At 42.0% G+C, this 17,267-nt stretch carries 14 protein-coding genes and 1 pseudogene; 1 reads left to right on the top strand and 14 read right to left on the bottom strand.

Annotated elements, in window-relative coordinates:
* Positions 1-52 precede the first annotated feature (52 nt).
* The 11 genes from fabZ (ACX1C1_RS20340) to ACX1C1_RS20290 form a co-directional block, all read right to left on the bottom strand.
* Positions 53-493: a 3-hydroxyacyl-ACP dehydratase FabZ gene (fabZ, locus tag ACX1C1_RS20340; protein WP_458953980.1), complete on the bottom strand. Its 441-nt coding sequence runs from the start codon at positions 491-493 to the stop codon at positions 53-55.
* Between the two features lie 142 nt (positions 494-635).
* Positions 636-1,076, bottom strand: a complete 441-nt coding sequence (fabZ, locus tag ACX1C1_RS20335) for a 3-hydroxyacyl-ACP dehydratase FabZ (protein WP_458953979.1) — start codon at positions 1,074-1,076, stop codon at positions 636-638.
* Positions 1,077-1,732: 656 nt separating this feature from the next.
* Complete coding sequence (locus tag ACX1C1_RS20330) at positions 1,733-2,281, bottom strand: DUF4362 domain-containing protein (protein WP_458953978.1); 549 nt, start codon at positions 2,279-2,281, stop codon at positions 1,733-1,735.
* 111 nt (positions 2,282-2,392) lie between these two features.
* Positions 2,393-3,235 carry a tyrosine-type recombinase/integrase gene (locus ACX1C1_RS20325; protein ID WP_458953977.1) on the bottom strand — a complete coding sequence of 281 codons (843 nt, stop codon included), beginning with the start codon at positions 3,233-3,235 and terminating at the stop codon, positions 2,393-2,395.
* A gap of 126 nt (positions 3,236-3,361) precedes the next feature.
* The gene (locus ACX1C1_RS20320) at positions 3,362-3,994 is read right to left on the bottom strand and encodes an oxidoreductase (RefSeq protein ID WP_458953976.1); all 633 of its coding nucleotides are present in this window, start codon (positions 3,992-3,994) and stop codon (positions 3,362-3,364) included.
* Between the two features lie 204 nt (positions 3,995-4,198).
* On the bottom strand, positions 4,199-4,576 hold the full coding sequence (locus ACX1C1_RS20315) for a hypothetical protein (RefSeq protein WP_458953975.1): 378 nt from the start codon (positions 4,574-4,576) through the stop codon (positions 4,199-4,201).
* A gap of 119 nt (positions 4,577-4,695) precedes the next feature.
* Positions 4,696-5,166 (bottom strand): hypothetical protein, encoded by a 471-nt coding sequence (locus tag ACX1C1_RS20310; RefSeq protein WP_458953974.1) that lies wholly within the window; start codon positions 5,164-5,166, stop codon positions 4,696-4,698.
* A complete protein-coding gene (locus tag ACX1C1_RS20305) occupies positions 5,135-7,261 on the bottom strand; it encodes a site-specific integrase (protein WP_458953973.1) in 2,127 nt (708 codons plus the stop codon). Before ACX1C1_RS20305 ends, ACX1C1_RS20310 begins: the two co-directional genes overlap by 32 nt.
* Positions 7,261-8,523, bottom strand: a complete 1,263-nt coding sequence (locus ACX1C1_RS20300) for a tyrosine-type recombinase/integrase (protein ID WP_458953972.1) — start codon at positions 8,521-8,523, stop codon at positions 7,261-7,263. The genes ACX1C1_RS20305 and ACX1C1_RS20300 overlap by 1 nt, the downstream gene beginning before the upstream one ends.
* Before the next feature lie 461 nt (positions 8,524-8,984).
* Positions 8,985-9,239 (bottom strand): hypothetical protein, encoded by a 255-nt coding sequence (locus ACX1C1_RS20295; RefSeq protein ID WP_458953971.1) that lies wholly within the window; start codon positions 9,237-9,239, stop codon positions 8,985-8,987.
* A gap of 692 nt (positions 9,240-9,931) precedes the next feature.
* Positions 9,932-11,422, bottom strand: a complete 1,491-nt coding sequence (locus ACX1C1_RS20290; protein ID WP_458953438.1) for an IS1182 family transposase — start codon at positions 11,420-11,422, stop codon at positions 9,932-9,934.
* A 134-nt stretch (positions 11,423-11,556) separates the two neighbouring features.
* Here ACX1C1_RS20290 and ACX1C1_RS20285 point away from each other — a divergent pair.
* Positions 11,557-12,467: pseudogene (locus ACX1C1_RS20285) on the top strand (transposase).
* 283 nt (positions 12,468-12,750) lie between these two features.
* Here the strand turns inward: ACX1C1_RS20285 and ACX1C1_RS20280 are convergent.
* Genes ACX1C1_RS20280 through ACX1C1_RS20270 form a run of 3 tightly spaced genes read right to left on the bottom strand, consistent with a single transcriptional unit; the run spans position 12,751 to position 17,266 of the window.
* Entirely contained in the window at positions 12,751-13,620 is an 870-nt protein-coding gene (locus ACX1C1_RS20280; protein ID WP_458953970.1) for an ATP-binding cassette domain-containing protein, read from the bottom strand.
* Positions 13,617-16,034, bottom strand: a complete 2,418-nt coding sequence (locus ACX1C1_RS20275; RefSeq protein WP_458953969.1) for a hypothetical protein — start codon at positions 16,032-16,034, stop codon at positions 13,617-13,619. Before ACX1C1_RS20275 ends, ACX1C1_RS20280 begins: the two co-directional genes overlap by 4 nt.
* Positions 16,031-17,266, bottom strand: a complete 1,236-nt coding sequence (locus ACX1C1_RS20270) for a hypothetical protein (protein ID WP_458953968.1) — start codon at positions 17,264-17,266, stop codon at positions 16,031-16,033. Before ACX1C1_RS20270 ends, ACX1C1_RS20275 begins: the two co-directional genes overlap by 4 nt.
* Position 17,267 lies beyond the last annotated feature (1 nt).

Raw genomic sequence — 17,267 nt, 5'->3', positions numbered from 1 at the left:
GCAACCGATCTTGTGGCCGGCTGCCGTCATGTCATGGTGCTATCGTCTCCCGTTAGGTTAATGGCTCAATTGAACTGAATGCAAACATTATTTCAGCTTCACAAATCAATTCATTATCAACCGTTGCTATGCCATTTCCTTTGACTATCTGCCCTTTAACTCGAGTCACCTCAAATTCAAGATGAAGTTGGTGTCCCGGCTTTACTTGTTTTTTGAAGCGACAATTATCAATACCGGTTAATAATCCGATCTTGTTAGGATTGCTTAACCCATTAGACATGGCGATTCCACCAACTTGTGCCAGTGCTTCAACAATCAAAACCCCGGGCATAACTGAATAATCGGGAAAATGACCAGTGAAGTATGGTTCATTGACTGTCACATTTTTAATACCAACTGCTTTCTTTCCATCAACAACTTCTATGATTTTATCGAACAGAAGAAAGGGGTACCTATGGGGGATAATCTCTTTAATTTTATTTATATCAAACATGATTTGCCTCCTCTGATATTGGCATCATATTACCCATTATACTGCTAACTGGTAATATCGACCATATTAATGCAGCCTGTTACAGCAAAGGCAGCCGATCACGTATCCGGCTGCCGTCATTTCGTGGCGCTATCGTCTCCCGTTAGGTTAATGGCTCAATTGAACTGAATGCAAACATTATTTCAGCTTCACAAATCAATTCATTATCAACCGTTGCTATGCCATTTCCTTTGACTATCTGCCCTTTAACTCGAGTCACCTCAAATTCAAGATGAAGTTGGTGTCCCGGCTTTACTTGTTTTTTGAAGCGACAATTATCAATACCGGTTAATAATCCGATCTTGTTAGGATTGCTTAACCCATTAGACATGGCGATTCCACCAACTTGTGCCAGTGCTTCAACAATCAAAACCCCGGGCATAACTGGATAATCGGGAAAATGACCAGTGAAGTATGGTTCATTGACTGTCACATTTTTAATACCAACTGCTTTCTTTCCATCAACAACTTCTATGATTTTATCGAACAGAAGAAAGGGGTACCTATGGGGGATAATCTCTTTAATTTTATTTATATCAAACATGATTTGCCTCCTCTGATATTGGCATCATATTACCCATTATACTGCTAACTGGTAATATCGACCATATTAATGCAGCCTGTTACAGCAAAGGCAGCCGATCACGTATCCGGCTGCCGTCATTTCGTGGCGCTATTGTTCTCCGTTAGTTGAACGATTCTTCGGTAATAAAAAATCCAACAGGATAGTTCTCTTCGTCTTCTGCAGTTACATCAGGGTACTGACTAAAGACTGATTGAAAATTGTCATGTCTGATTAATGATCAATTAGTTGTTCAATTCTTTCTCTACTTATAATATCAATCAACACCATGTCGCTGGACCAAAAATATGCGCCGTTCAAGCATTCACCGGATTGTATATTCTTTTGCCTCAACGTCTCGATATTTTGGTAAGTAAAAAAACTGGCAGTCCATTTCGAGCGATCTGGCAAGACAACAATAACATCGGAATTGTCATCCTTACAATCCCATGAGCCCTCGGGCCATATTTCAGCTTCTATCCATATATAACGATTCAAAAAGTTCATGGCCAGTCTCCTATCTATGGGGCTACATTTAGCTATCGTTCTCCGTTAGTTCAATAGAAGACCTTAATCTTTTCCCAATGTTTTAGTAGTTCCCAAGAAACAAGACTCGTTCTTGGATACTGTATTTTTGCTTAATTTTCACTGAAGTAGAAGGTGTTTCCTACATCCTGGGCTTTACAGCCAGTTAGAAGGTACACATTAGGGTTCTGTGATTCATCCATTGGTTCTCTCTTTTTGATCCCTCCACAAGTTGTGTTTTGTTTGCCATTTGTTTGTCCGTCAAAAACAGCCATGGATTCATCATAGGTATATGCAATTTGTTCCCCATTAAAGGAAAGCTCGTACAAAATTGGGTCGCCTTCATCAGATGTATATTGGGTAATTCGAATAGCGTCTGCATTTTTTTGCTCAATATTTTTCAAGAAAACTTGCCATCTTTCCAAATTTGATGAGGATTCGCCATTCACATTTACAATATCCCCGTTCTCAGCCGCTTTTTCAGGCAAATACGGTTTTTCAACATTGGGTAGAGTCCTTACCTTTGCATCTGTTGAAGAGACATCGTTCTTTGTTGTATCCGAATGATTTTCATTGTTTTGAGACGAACAACTTGTAATTAGTACAGCCATTCCGAGAACCATAAAAATTTTAAATAGTTTGATAACAATCACCTCATTCATCTAAACGCTTCCGTAGTAAAAATGTTGCATATGAAGGGATTATTGGAACTATTCTGCCCTTTAGTTTAACAAGCGACGGATTTCTAAATGGAGATCCGCCGCCAATACAAATTAAAAGTATCGTCGATAAAGCTCTCCCCGACGTTCGCCGCGGAGTTGTGCGTAGATTTGAGTGGTCGATGCTTTCTCATGACCGAGCATACCTTGGATAAAATCTAATGGGGCACCATTATCAAGGAGTTGGCATGCATAAGTATGTCGAAAGCGATGCGGGTATACGTTCGCTTCAATTTCTCCACGATCTGCAAGCCGTTTTAAGGCCCATCTAATCGTAGGTATCGCCATTCTCTTTGTAGGATGCGTATCGGTAACAAATAAGGCTTTGCAGGAGTCCTCACGGCTTGCCAGGTACTTCTTTAACCATACCTTGCACTCGGTCGTGAAGTAAACTTCTCGCTGCTTTGATCCCTTGCCATTAACGATTGCTGAGCAGTTCTCCCAGTTGAGATCCTCGATATTGATCTTCTCCACTTCCCCAACCCGGCAGCCAGTGCTGTAGAGAAACTCAAGCAACGCTCTTTCCCTGAATGACTGACAAGAGATCTTTAAGTGTATAACGTCTTCCTCAATCAAAAACTTAGGAATGCGTTTATCTAATTTGGGTTCTCTTAATTTAAGAGAAGGATTTGAGGTCACATACGTCTCTTCATAAGCATAACGGAAAAGAGAACGAACAAACCGAATTCGATGACCTAGGCTGCTTGGCTTCAAACGATCAGCCTGTTTTGCCAAGTACTCTTTCAGCATAGTTAAAGTTACTTCTGTGATATCAAGATTACCTAGCTCTTGCATTAACATTTTGTGCTGAAGGGCGTAGGCTTTTAAGGTTCTCGTACTGAATCCTTGTATGCGCTTGTCAGCTTCATACAACTTCCACAGCTCACTTAATTTCATAACAAAACCTCCCTCTAGAAGCTATTAAATCTAGTTTGCTTCTAAGGAGATGTTTTAATAATCAGCAGGGGCGTGTTAAACTAGCGTCTCCCGTTAGCGTAACGTCCTTCGATTCGAATCATTTACTTATGATGAATGATCTAACCCATATTTAACCTTCATTCGTTGATATAACCTAAAGCCTTGATTCCGATCGATAATTTCTTTCATCACCTTTTCCCATTCCGTTTCAATCCATTCTGGTTTCTTATCTTTAATTGTTGATTCATCAAATTTTTTACTAATATAAATCAAATCAGCTTTAAGGACTTCAAGTTCTTTTACGATATTTGCTCTCGATTCAACATTAAGCTTTATTTTGTTGGACAGGATGTCATCAGACAAATCAGCTCTGATGTACCAAAATAGATCTTCAAAAAAGTTATACATCTGATAAGATGATGCTCCGTAATGATTAAAGTCACGATCAAGCAAAGTAAAGGATTCTTCTGCGGTATTTATTGAAGTTCCCAAATTCCCTAGTGTATATAAGATTGTATCTTTGGTTGCATTCTCATTTAGGCTCTTAATGACATATTCTAAATTTCCAATAGATTGCGTATTTCCGCCAGTGAATCCATGATTCAACTTTAAATATATGCTGTTCTCTAAAGTGCTTTTGTACTTGTTGATTTGCACACGATAAAAGAAAATAACTGAAATAAATACGAATAAAATAATAATCACTAGTGTTAGAGCCGTTCTTTTCGAGACGTTCATTTTTCCCTCCATTTTTTATGTTTTATCTACCAATAATCTATAAGTTAGTCTAATCTCCACATCATGTAATTAGACGAAACTAACCTGATATTGTTGCGCAATCCTGCCAGTTACTTCAACGAACAAAGGCAGCCGATCACGTAGTCGGCTGCCTTCATGTCGCGGTGCTAACGTTCTTCTTTAGCCTAGTCGATAATTGTCATGCTATTCTGTAATATAATCTTCGATGTCTGTTGAGACGGAATAGTATTGTCCACTATTTCCGTAGTACAAGTATCCATCTCCAATATAGAAGAAATCGGCTTTGGGGAATTTTATCAATACGGTTTCATTCGCAACATCTAGTTTTATTCCCTTAGCTTTTTCAGGAGGTTCTATTGCTTTACTTTTGTTTAGGACATTTACCAAGTCGGATATCTCATTTTCATCTGTAATTGTTTTCTCAATCTTTTCGCTCTTTACCAATACTTCATCTTTACTTTCTAAATTTTCTCCGAATGGGCTTTTATTACTACATCCAACAATCAATATTATGGTCATTATTATTGCTACAACGTACATTCCATACTTCAGATCGATCACTCCTTTCTTTCCAAATTGAACCATAATTTATACGTAATTACAAGGCAGTGAGTTGCGCTAAACTGCCCGTTAGCTTAACGCCGGCTGCTATTTGCTTACTTTTTGATCGACTAATATAATCATTGAAATTTCTCGAACTCATTTTTTAACCAAATCTGATTCTGCTGAGCAACATATAGTTCTAGCCGTATCAGATGTTCTACCAGTTCGGCCTTTGTGGACTGCATATAACGCTGTCTTACGCGCTCTAGGTCACGGTTAATCTTGATCTGCTTGAATGAGTCCATTTCGTCCAGAAGCTGCTTTACAGCCCTTTTACGCGGCTTATATGGCTTGGCAGTTCGGTGCCGAACGAAATAGTCATGAAGTTCACTATTTTTACGGATCGTATTAGGGTGAATGCCTTCACCATCCGGATCCAACTCCCTAGTTAGTTCCGATACAGTGCGATAAGAAACGGGATTATTATCTTTTACAAGCTTATCGATGGCATTGATTCCTAACTCTACGGATCTGTTTTTTCGTTGCTCATATCTGACCTGAAGCCAAGATAACTCATTATTTACGGGCGATTCTGATTTCTGGCGCATGTTTTTCATCCCTCTGGTATCTTTCAATTAATTGTATCTCTTTGAGCTCATTTCGAGCGCGGTTCTTAGTTATCTTCATCTTTTGAGCTTCAAGTGGCAATCCAAGTTTTTCAAATCGCTTCTCACTTTCATCTGCCCAATCGTAAAGAGCCGTTATTTCATCTTTAAACTCTGGCCGTGGAACCTTTGCTGCACAACCGATACATGCCATTTTTGTAGGGCAAACCGAATCGATCGTACAGATACCTCCTACTACCTTTGAAAGGGTACCTACTTTCCCACGGTAGTCATCAAATAATTCTTGAAGTTCCTCTGGCCCTCTTAATATCCCCTTCTGAATATCGATTTGAGTAATCCAACTTTCATGGAGACTATTAATTGAATCGGAAATTTGCTGGGATGTGGGAGCTGAGTAGTATGCAGTTACCTCAACATCCTTCTGATGGAGGAGCGATTTGACGATATCCAGCGGAAGCTTTTCGCTTTGAACGGCATGCGTTGCAAATGCATGACGAAATAAGTGGGATTTAACGATTACCTGATTGCCTTCAGCTGTTTGAATGATGATGCCGTGTAGTAAGAACCTTAAAATAGCATTGATAGTGAACACATTGATATGCCTAGACTGATACTGAAAAATATACTTTTTAATGTCCAGAAGATGTTTCCGGCTTTCTACATCGAACTCAACATCAGGAATTCCATCATTACCGTATGACTCTTTTAGCATCTTAACAATTTCAGTCATAAACTTAAAAACATCTTCAGGCATGTAGTAATTCTCAGCCTCTTCTCGTCCCTTGGGAGTGAGACGGAAGATGTAATTTTTCCTGGGTGGTGAGGCACTTTTATCGACCGTTATTATACAGCACTCTTTGTCATAGCTGATTTGTAGCAATTCATTTATTCTGGCTCCTGAAGACGTAATAATGTCCAAAGCAAAGCGAGCAAACATACAAGCTACATAAATCGGTTCAATGTTGATGAATACCTTATTTGTGGTTCGCTGCTTCTTTGTAAGATACAAACCCTGGATTAATAAGCCAGGGTTGCGCGGGAGAAACGGGGCTGTAGTCTTACCATCCTCATTCACATCATACCCCCAGTGGTTAAGGTATTCCATTACTTTGGCCCGATGTTCCTCACTTGTATATTGGGTATCCCATTGACCTAATAATCTTAGTCGCAGGAGGTCTAAAAACCAGGGGCCTTCCCCGGCAGAGCCGTCATCGAGTTTTTCGGCCTTAATGTACTCCAGGAAGTAATCCTTATCATTCGGCTCACGATATTGGTTTTTTCCTTCAATCTCGTGTTCATAGCTCGAGATATCCCAGAGTGTGAAGAGCCATCTTTCATTTGCGTACTCCGATTCATCATAATAAAAATCAACTGGTAGCGTCAGGTTGTCGTTTTTAACGGATTGTACAGCCTTAAGATAGGCCTCACGCAGCCGGCTAACTTGATTCCACCTCAAATGGCCGATGGCTCTTATTTCAGGCAGTAGAGGTGTCACGGCAGATGTATCTTCTTTTCTCTTATTCTTTGCGTTGGTAATTGCCTTGGTTCGAACACTAAAATCACGATTATCGAACGGTAAAACCGGCAATTGATATTGAGCAAGGTTCTGCTGAATTTCATCCGTGAACTGTGTTCCAATCCACTTCTTAAGATTAAACATAAATGTATTGTACAGCGTGAGAATACTCTGACGTTGTCTATCCGAGTGTTCCTGAAGAATCTGGCCAGTTACATACATTTCGACGTGAGAGGGCAATAAGTCCTCGACTTTGCTTAACTTAAAGTGATTGAATAGGTCACGGAACCGTGCATTTAAAACCGAAGTTATGTTCATGATTGAGGATGGAGTCAATCCTCGATCCGTTAAGCATAACAACGCCAGGCCAAAATGATCTGCCCATGGATTTCCTAGACATTGCTTTGCAAAATATTTGAGATTCTTCTCCTCGACCTGTTCCCAATAAAAATTACCGTTAGGATCGGTTAAAAACAGGATTCTGTCAGGGAGCTTACCGAATAAAAGCTTAGCCCATGCTTTATCTTGAAATTCGACTGGTAGTTCCATGCTGCTGTTCACTAATCATTCATTCCTTCATAAAAGTCAGTTAACCATTCAGAGTCATCAGAGGTAATACTCTCCACTAACTCGGCCGGATCTTTATTTAGTTGTTCAGGCGTTGAACCATTCTTAATTGATTTAAGATACGCTTTTTCACGTTTCAAGTAATTTTCTTGCATTTGTTCATGTAAGTCGCGGAACTTCTGCTCGTCATAATAATGCTCATACACGGTCAAGGTTTCAGGATCACGCCACTTCATATACTCTATTAATTGTTTCTTTTTCCTCTCAATGTCAGCACCTGAACTCGCGTTTTCATAAATCCCACGCAGTATTGAGGTTACAAACCAATGACGGGCTTTATGAGGATTTATCTTAATTCCAGCACTCATAGTAAGCCGAGTCCAATTCGAGTAGAATGCTGAATATGTGTAAGCCGTGCCTCGTGTGGATAAAAATAAAGGCGCTGAATCAGGTAAGTCTTGAAATTTGACTTGGGTGGGTGCGGATTGTCTCCTCTCTGTATTGACGTATCGTATAAGCAGTTTCAATGTCTCAGGAGAGATTCGAATGAACTTTATTCTTTTCTTGAAGCTCCCCTTATTTATCGCAGCTAACTCATGAATATCTGAACGCTTGCGATAGTCACCAACTGTTAATTCTAATATTTCTGATATTCTTGCGCCTGTCTCAAACATGAATCGAGAAATGACCTCATCCCGAAGACGCCAGTTATCAATGGCCCCAGCGTGATAAATGCGATATGGTAAATCCCAGTCTCCTATAATTTCTGGAACCCATTCTTCGTTAATGATCTTGAAATAAGAATCAGTTCGCCCACGAAACGAAAGAGGCTCTTCAGTACCGGCAGCTTGTGGCATCCTAGGTCTATTCTGGCGTGCTCCAGGTAGTTCACCATAGTTATCTTCCCACTCTAAATCCACCAAAGGATTTTCATAAGGATACATTTTCATACGTAACATGCTCCTGTAAAAGCCCTTGATCGCAGCTAAGAACAACTGGACTGTTTTTGAACTTTTACTCGTCATGTAAATACCTTCATGATTTTCCCTGCCGCGAACTTTGCAATGCATCTCCTGTATTAAATATTGTCTTACAGCTTCCTTAACGCCTTTGGGTTCACCATTCCATTGAACGATGGCCCCCTTATAGCTACTTTTCTTTTCAATCCAATAGAAGAACGGCTTAAGGGTGTTTAAATATGCTAAAACTGAACTCTCATTTATTCGCTTTATCTGATCGTGATAATACTCGGTCAACGGAATAAAGGGCTCCTTCTTAGAATCGTAAACAATCAGCCTGTATTTACTGGTCACTCCTTTGGGACAAAATACATGAAAATAGGATCCCACTTGTCCTCACCGCCACAATCATTTTTGCCACAAAAAAAAGGACCTCCCACATTCTCTTTTGTGGATGTCCATATATAATGTGTAACACTATATGAAAATACAGTAGATTCATAGCTTTGTCAACAAAACTTACATTTTAATATTACGTAGTATTTTGTACATATGTTTATACGAGAAGCATTCCGCGCCCTGTAATGGTCATTCCATAATAACCGGGCATTTTTTGTAACAATTGCCCTCTCTTGTTACATCGCCTAAGGAGGTTCTATTTTCATGGAGCAACGTGATATTTTACGCAATGAGTTACAAGCCTTTATCACGGTGTACAAACTGTTTGTCAAACGGCTGCGGGGTCGCTGTGCTCACATTTACGCCGGACATTTACGACCGTCTGTTTCAATGCTATGAGGTTGGCAGACCGACAGATCCAAGAGCGCGACAAGATCTGGATACCCATAACGAGCGTAAAACTCGCGATGCTCTCCCAAGTCAACATGACTAGGCCAACGTCCCTTTTTCGCAGCGTACAAAATTCGGGCTAGCCCATCTTGTACGCCAATTGCTACGAAGAAAGCTGTTTCGTAATGTTCTTTGTCGCATGCGGTTAGCAGCTTGTTCATCATTCCTCTTTCCTCTTCGTAATACCCCTTCATTCGTCCGCTGAAAGAGCGAATTTCTTCTCGTCTCTCTTGTCGCCCCGATATAAGGCGAAGCGTATCACCAGTTAGTTTCTCACACGCTTTCAGCACGATCCCATCCGATTAGCCAGAAATCAAAACTTATTCCGTCGATTATAAACTGGCACTCCACTTCTCTTCCTCTGGCTGTGGCCGGAATGAAAAAGAATTCCAAATCCGATCGTTCAGTCGCTCGACCCTGTAAATATGATCCGTAGTATCCGTCACTAGCAACATCTTGAGGGAAATGGGTCTTAATAAGTTTCACAATAATGTCAGCTACAGCAAAAAACTTCAACCATCAGATAAACTCCTTGTTGTTCTATATGATTATATCAAATACAGTCCCAAATTTTGAGAAACAATAATTATAACTATTCTGATCATTAACACAAAAAACTGCCGATCGTTCGCCGGCAGTCTCCCGTTAATTAAACCTGAATTACGAAAGTGCTCTCTCATAAAAATATAAAAAAGTGCCCCGACCTTTGGTAGAATGGTGTTTGCGAAGACAACATCACCCAAAGAGAGGAGCACCCATAAGGGAGAGCACTGAAAAAGTCGTTGTTTTGTTGCCTCGAGCAACAAAACAACGACTTTTTGGCATTTATGGTTTAATGGGATCGGGGATGTGTCCCTTAAAGGGCCACTTTGGGCTCCGCCAACTTCACCATTCGTTTCGCATTTACGGCAATTGCCGTTAATACAGCTTGTATTCGCATGCCAAGAAGACCTCGGCTATACTGTGAAATCGCCAGGCCATGATGGTTTTTTAATTCATGGTTCTTCTGTTCAATTTTGTACCTCATCCGGTAGCGTAGCTTAAAGGCTTCGGACTCGTGATACTCGACTGCTTTCCGTTTGAACTCAGGTACAATAGGAACGGAGTACGTTTTTGAGCTAGACCCTGGTTTGTAGCAGCCTTCTTGAAGTGGACAACCCTTGCATTTCTCTACATCAAAGAAGAAAGTAAGCCGCTGGCATTCGTTTCCGTTTTTACGACCCATCTTTGCTTTACGATTACTGTGATGCCCTGCTGGACATTCCACTGATTCACTGTCTTTGTGGTAAACAAACTTCTCTCTTTGCTCGTCCTGATGCCCATATAGCATCATTTCATTTAACTTAATGGTAGGGGTTATTTCGTCCTTCGCGAGAAGTTTGAGGTTTGTAAAACTACCGTAGGCTCTATCGGCTAGCACTTCTTTTACAACAAGCCCTGTTTCGGTGGTATGCTTCAACAGATCAGGGAATGCTTTAGGATCACTTGCATTTCCGGGCTCGACTTTCATGGCCGTAATAATTCCGTCCTCTGTCATCGCGATGCTTTCTTTGTAACCAAAAAATGAAGTTGTGGCGCTTTTCCAGCCAAATCGAGCGTCGGGATCAATCGCCGACTGTACGCCTTTCCAAGCTAATAACCGCTCGTCGGTCACAATTTTCTTCGTTTCCTCTAAACGCGACATCAAGGAACCCTCAGCATCAGGAAGGAGTTGCTCTACGGTCTCACCTAGATGCGCTAGGTAAACAAGCGCCTGTTTTTCTTTCTCCCTCGTTTCCCCTTCAAATTCAGGCATTTTTGGCAACTGCTTCAGTAGGTTCCCATTGTGCTTTTTAACCGCACGTCGCAAACGATTAGCAGCTTGTTTAAGTACTTGAAGAGGCTTGGAGGCTTCATATTTGGAATGGGTATGCGTCGCGTCGACAAGAATAGCCGATGATTTCACAAGTCCCTTTTCTACGCATTGTTTGACGACCTCAGTTAGAAGATTTTCAACCTCACCAGCCCCGATTTTATGGACACGAAAGAGAGAAAGCAGCGAAGGGTCCGGCAAAGGATCTTCTGGGTTTAAACCTATAAACCACTTGTACGCCAGATTTACTTTGGTTTCTTCAATAACTCTCTCGTCGGAGAGGTTGTATAATTTTTGAATAAAGATCAACCGAAATAACATCTCGGGATCTTTCGCTCGCCGGCCATAATACAGGTTATATTGCTCTTGGACAAATTCAAGAATAAAAGAAAAATCGATGAGTTGATGAATTCGAATGAGTAAATGATCTTGGGGTATGAGCTTATATAACTCGCTGTGAAAAGACAGCGTTTGTTGTTTGTTAAGTTGTAACATTTTTTTCACCTCAGGATTATTATATCATATTACCGCGGTGAATCGATGAAGTTGTTATGCAAAAAAGAGACTGATGATCGCTCACCAGCCTCCCTTACATATTCTGTAACCGTTTTTCAGTGCTCTCCCATAAGGTGAAGTCTACCACAAAAATCGCGAACTTGAAAACGGAATTTTCTATGAGAAATGCTACAAATTTTGCAGGCAGCTAGGTGATCCTGGCTTTTCTCGAATCCATTGGATTAATCCATGGCTTGCAGACCTTGGGCCTTCCAAAAGCATCCAACGCTTTATTCCCTACCCATCGCGTCCTTCAGTATCTGATAATAGGCTGGTTGCTCGGATGCGAACGTCTCTTTCATTTTAATTCGCTGCAGCAGGATGCTCTTATTCGTCATGCACTTGGCGGCCGCTTGCCTCATCATACGTTATAGAACAAGGAGTTGCTTCGCTTTGGCAAGTCGCAGGAATCCTTCCTACCTAACTTTCGCGTCCTCAACTTCGACATCATTGCTCCAGTGCTGCCCGAACATTCCATTCTCGATTTGGATTCATTTGTAGAAACCGTTTATGGCCATCAACAAGGCACTGCTGTGGCTGTTATTCGTAAATGCAGCGATATGCGGACGATCATCCTCAGCTTGAACTGGACCTTCTCTGGCAGTATGAAGCAATGGTAACCACCGAGGCGTGGGAAGCCATTGATGTATGGCGCTTCTACAACCAGCGTTGCTGTATAGAGCACTACATCAAGGAAGGCAAAAATGGTTTCGCGATTCATCGTATTCCGACACAGTCGTTTGCTGCCAACGAGATTGACCTTCAGCTCAAGCTTTTGGCTTACAATCTGTTCGAGCGCTTCAAACTCCAATGCTGTGATCCCATTCATCGTTCCTATACGATCCAACGGTTTCGTCGGAAATTCATTCTGTGTGCAGGCGTACTGGTTCGAAGCGGCCGCCAGTTGACCTTAAAGTTGGCGGAAGCGTTCCAAAACCGATGGGCCTGGCTGCACATGGAACGTAAAAGTATTTTACTGGAATAACGAATAATCCCATAATGCGTCTAGGAAAATACCGTTGCCTCTTCATGTTGGGAGGGGGAATCTGTGGCTTCATTTCGCCCCTAAGCGTATTATAGTGAATTCGGTCCACCAGAACTGGTTGATATTCCCTGTTCACGCAACAGACACGGCTTAGTTTTATAAGCTTTGGTTATTCAGGTTGAATTATGATCAAAGTTTCTCGAAAAGTGTAACATTATCAGTAGGCGAAAATACTTTTACGATCAGAGCATTGAATAGCGATGGTATACTACGAATTGCAGAATTAATCGTCGAACAAATAGAGATACACATCCTCCAGATTAGGTCTGGCCATATGTTCGCGCCAATGCTCCGGCCAGCTATCGCCAACCATCCGCACACGGAGTCCGTCGCTGTCATTCGAGATATTGCTTACCTTATATTGCTGCTGGGCAGCCGCCAGCTCTTCCTCAGTCATGTATCGCTCAACAACCTTGCCCTGCATGCCCTTTAGAATAACGGCAGGTTCATCCTGTTGAATCAGCTGACCTTCCTTCATCAGAATAATTTCCTTCGCAATATATTCAATATCCGAAACCACATGCGTTGCGATAATCACGATCTTATTCCTCGATATCGTAGAGATATAATTCCTAATTCGAATTCTCTCCTTAGGATCAAGTCCTGCCGTCGGCTCATCCATGATCAATACAGCAGGTTCATTTAACAAAGCCTGAGCGATCAATATGCGCTGCTTCATGCCTCCGGAGTAGGAGCCGATCTTCTTCCTCGCATCCTTCGTTAAATTGACAACCTCCAACAGCTCCCGAATTTTCAATTCCGCTTGCCGATCGGACAAGCCCTTCAAAGCTGCGACATACCACAGAAACCGGAGTCCTGTGAAGTCCTCATACAACCCTTGCTGCTGCGGCACATACCCTAACACATCACGATAAGAGTTACCAAGACTTCCGATCGAACGATCATTATAAGTCACTACACCTCCATCCGGCTTCAGATTGTCCGTCAGAATATTCATTAAGGTAGACTTCCCTGCTCCATTTGGACCAAGAATCCCATATACGCCTGGGCTCAATACCGTATTCAGCGTACGAAGCGCAGGCCGTGTGCCTTTCTTATACGTTTTTGAAATGCCATTCAACGCTAATTTCATTTCACCCTCACCGCCAATGACAAGGTATGATGCGCAAACTTATTCCACGATAAGATCGCAGCCAACACGCCGGAGCATCCTATTCCGAGCAGGACGTATAAGGCCGCGGCATGCTCTGCGAACAATTCATTGAGCAATTGGACTCCATTCAGCGAATACAGACTGATCCCTTCGAGCCCTGTCATCTGTATGAACAGCGGACAGAGAAGCAGTACCGCGCTTAATAGAATGGCAATCGAGTGTTTCTTGGTGAACAAGGCTGCCACTATGACCCATTCCGCAATGACAAGTGCCCCTAGTAGACGAACACTTACCGAGAATAGCAAGAACTCGAGAATATTAAGTTCAATTGTCACATGCTGAAATTGTTCGACGCTTTGAATTGAGGCTTGCCAATCGATCATGCTATAATGAAAGATTAGATTCACGTATTGCGGCAGCAGAACAAATAGAGCAACAATAAGAGCGAACAGGAACACAGCAACATGCTTGCGGCAAAATAAAGACCACCTTCCCTTCACCGTACTATGCAGCAAGCCTGTCAGTCGAAACCGCGGTTCAATGGCGAACAGCAGACTTGTGCCAATCATAATGAACAGAGTCATTATGATACTATTCCAATGTTCTCTGCCCTGATCGTCAAAGAGATACTCCGTATTAATCTCATTCACAAAGCTCCCTTGAATGCCTCTCTCTTGCTCCAATCTCAGCAAATATTGAAATTGATCCTTTACTCTAGCGAATGCTTGCTGCTTCTGTGATTGGAGCTCTAGAGCCGACTTCTGCAACACATATTCATCGATTGTCACTCGCTCTGCGCTGTAATCTTCTTGGAGCTTAGCCGTAGCCGCAGCTACGGCATTAAACAGTTCCTGTTCCTCCCGGATCATAACGGCTTTCTCATCATCCAACGGGCCGGTAAGCTCATCCAGATAACCGTTATAGAATGCATCTTGTTGTTCAAACCTCAACTCATCCGTATGTATGCCATCCAAGCAAATCATTGCAGCAGCAATAAGAATGATATAACCTCTGCCCGATACCGCGAGTTTGAACCATTCATAGCGGAACAGCTTCGCTCGGAAACGAGGTTTGAAGAACCTTGCTCTTACCTGCCCTAACCAGATCATTATTCTAGGTACCGCAACAGACGGATATTGTTTTGTGTAGATGAACATAGTCCCTGCGACTAATAGGATGAACATAAGAGTACTACCGATGAGCGAGAGGTACAACCGTAGTACCGGGTATCCGAAAAAATTAATGTTTCGATACTCACTGAGCCACGATTGAACCTCGAATAATGCCACGAGATTCATATACTTGAACATCCCGAGTGAGGATAAGGAATCAATCGAGTGATAAGCCCATGCGCTTAACCCCAAGAAGCATGCCAATCCGGTTATGGCTAAGCTGATATGACGGAAGAATGTGAATGCGCAAGCGAAAAGCGATGCTAACAATCCCGTCACGAGCAATTTGCCAAACAGGAAATAAATCAAATAGGATCGAACGCTCATCAGCACATTCGAGTGTTGGAAAACCTCCATCGATTGTATAAATCTTTCCATATTACCGAATCCATAGAGTTCACTCGCCATTAGAATATTGCTGCCATAGAAAAAAGCCGTAAGAAGAATCACAATCAACAGCAGGACAGTCATCTTAGCCGTCATGAGTGAGAATCTACCCCGTCGGAAGGACCTTAATAATGCGATAATGCCCGATTCCTTCTCGATCCAGAACAGGTAGAGGCATACTAATAGAATCGTGACGCCAACGAACACATCCGTGATGCTAAAGGTGGTTGCTGCAACTAATCCGTAATCAATGCCAAGTTCCAGAGGAACGTTCTTTATCGATCGGAAATCCTCCTGTGTCTTCATAATATTACGATAAGAGAAAGAGCCCTTCTCCTGGAATATGGATACAGACAACAGCTTCTCCGCTTCGGTCTGAATGCGAGCCAGATCGTCTTCATAGCTGTTCACTGCTTCCAATTGAGGCAAGATAAGTTCAAGATTGAGCAGCTCTAGCTGAAGAAGCTCTGGGTGTTGCTCATATAGACTATTCTTATAACGCTCTGGCAAATCTGGCGATTGCTCCAGCAGCTTGCGAAGCCGATCCTGTGCCATCGCTGTATTGTCGTTCAGTGATAGACTTCGAAAGGAGCTATAATTCATCAGCAGCTCCTGTTTTTCAGTGGCCTCTTTCAGAGCTTGATCGATTGACAATTGTTCATATTTCGCTAATTCTTGCTGATAGGCCTCTCGATCGCCTTCTATGAAACTAGAATGCTGATCTTGTTGCTGCTGATAAAATAGATAACTGTTGATCAGCAATAAGAGGGGGATAAGCGCAAGCAACAGCGTTTTACTTGTCAGCTTATACCCTTCGGTTAGCATCAGCCTCATTGGCTCGGCACCTCGAAGAAATCTTCGAACGCGAGCGATTCATTGCCTATCTTTGATTTGTCCAGATATCTCACCACATATTGCTTATTCTCTTTGTCCCTGTATATTGCAAACATATAATGTTCATCGCCTACAACCAATTTTTGAACAATAGACATGAACGACAAGTCCACCGTGTTCAAGACCCTCTCATTCTTATCGTAAATTGTCATTTCATTGGCAATGTCCTTGTATTCATCCTTGTATAAATAGAAATACGAAGGTCGTGCGTAGATGTATTGTTCGTCGAAATAGGTCATTGGGACAAAATTGCGATTTAATTCTATGGTTCCCTTGATTTGACCGTCCAAATCTGTTTTATAGTGGTGCCAACCCTCGGGATTTCTAATATCGATTAATTGATTAAAGTCGCTGATTATTAATTGTTTGTTCTGAACACCGCTTACCAGCTTTGAGATCAATTCAGTATTATCGCTGCCCGGCAAGATTTCTACCGCGTTTCCTGATTCTAGGTCATATCTCATTTGAGACATGACACCCGCCCCAGTCTCACCGAAATAGATATATTTCCCATAGGGATAGATATCAGCTAAGTTGCTATTTTGCTTGCAGCCTTCATACAAAACCTCTGCTTTTGGAGGTGTATCGCTCAAGGAAAAGCTTTTCAACTGACAGGTCAAATTGTTATTGGCGTCATATTCCGTTGATACATAATAGAACTTCCCGCGATGTATGGCGTTGCTCAAAGGCGCTGTCATAAAGGAAGCTATTTTCTTCCGCTCCGTTCCATCCTTCTTCATTCGGAATAGCGCAGCTCGCTCTACCACTACATTATCTTTGTTCACGATGATCTTGTTCTGGATCGTGTATAGATAGCCATTATAGGAAGTCAGATACCCATATATGTCCTGAGTATCGACAAAGGCAGAACAAGTTTCTTCAGTTTCGGCAGCAGGATCGTCCATACACTTCGAATCCGGTCTGCCATCGAGAAGCACGGCTTTCATATTCGACCTGTCTGCGTAATAGATATAATTGTTGACGATGAAGTAATAACCTGTCTCGCTTGCCGCTATTTGCTGCCGTTCTCCTTGAATATAGAACGGATACTGATAGTCGGTTTCCGCATTGTAGGTGTCGCTGTAATCGGGCGATGCTTTCGAGCAGCCTGCTAGCAATACGATGATCAATAAACCAATTGTTAATCTAAACCTTACATGAGTCAGCTTCATA

The sequence above is a fragment of the Paenibacillus sp. strain BS8-2 genome (assembly GCF_054483835.1).
Note: the sequence above shows the minus strand (reverse complement) of the source record. Positions and strands in the feature narration are given on the sequence as shown.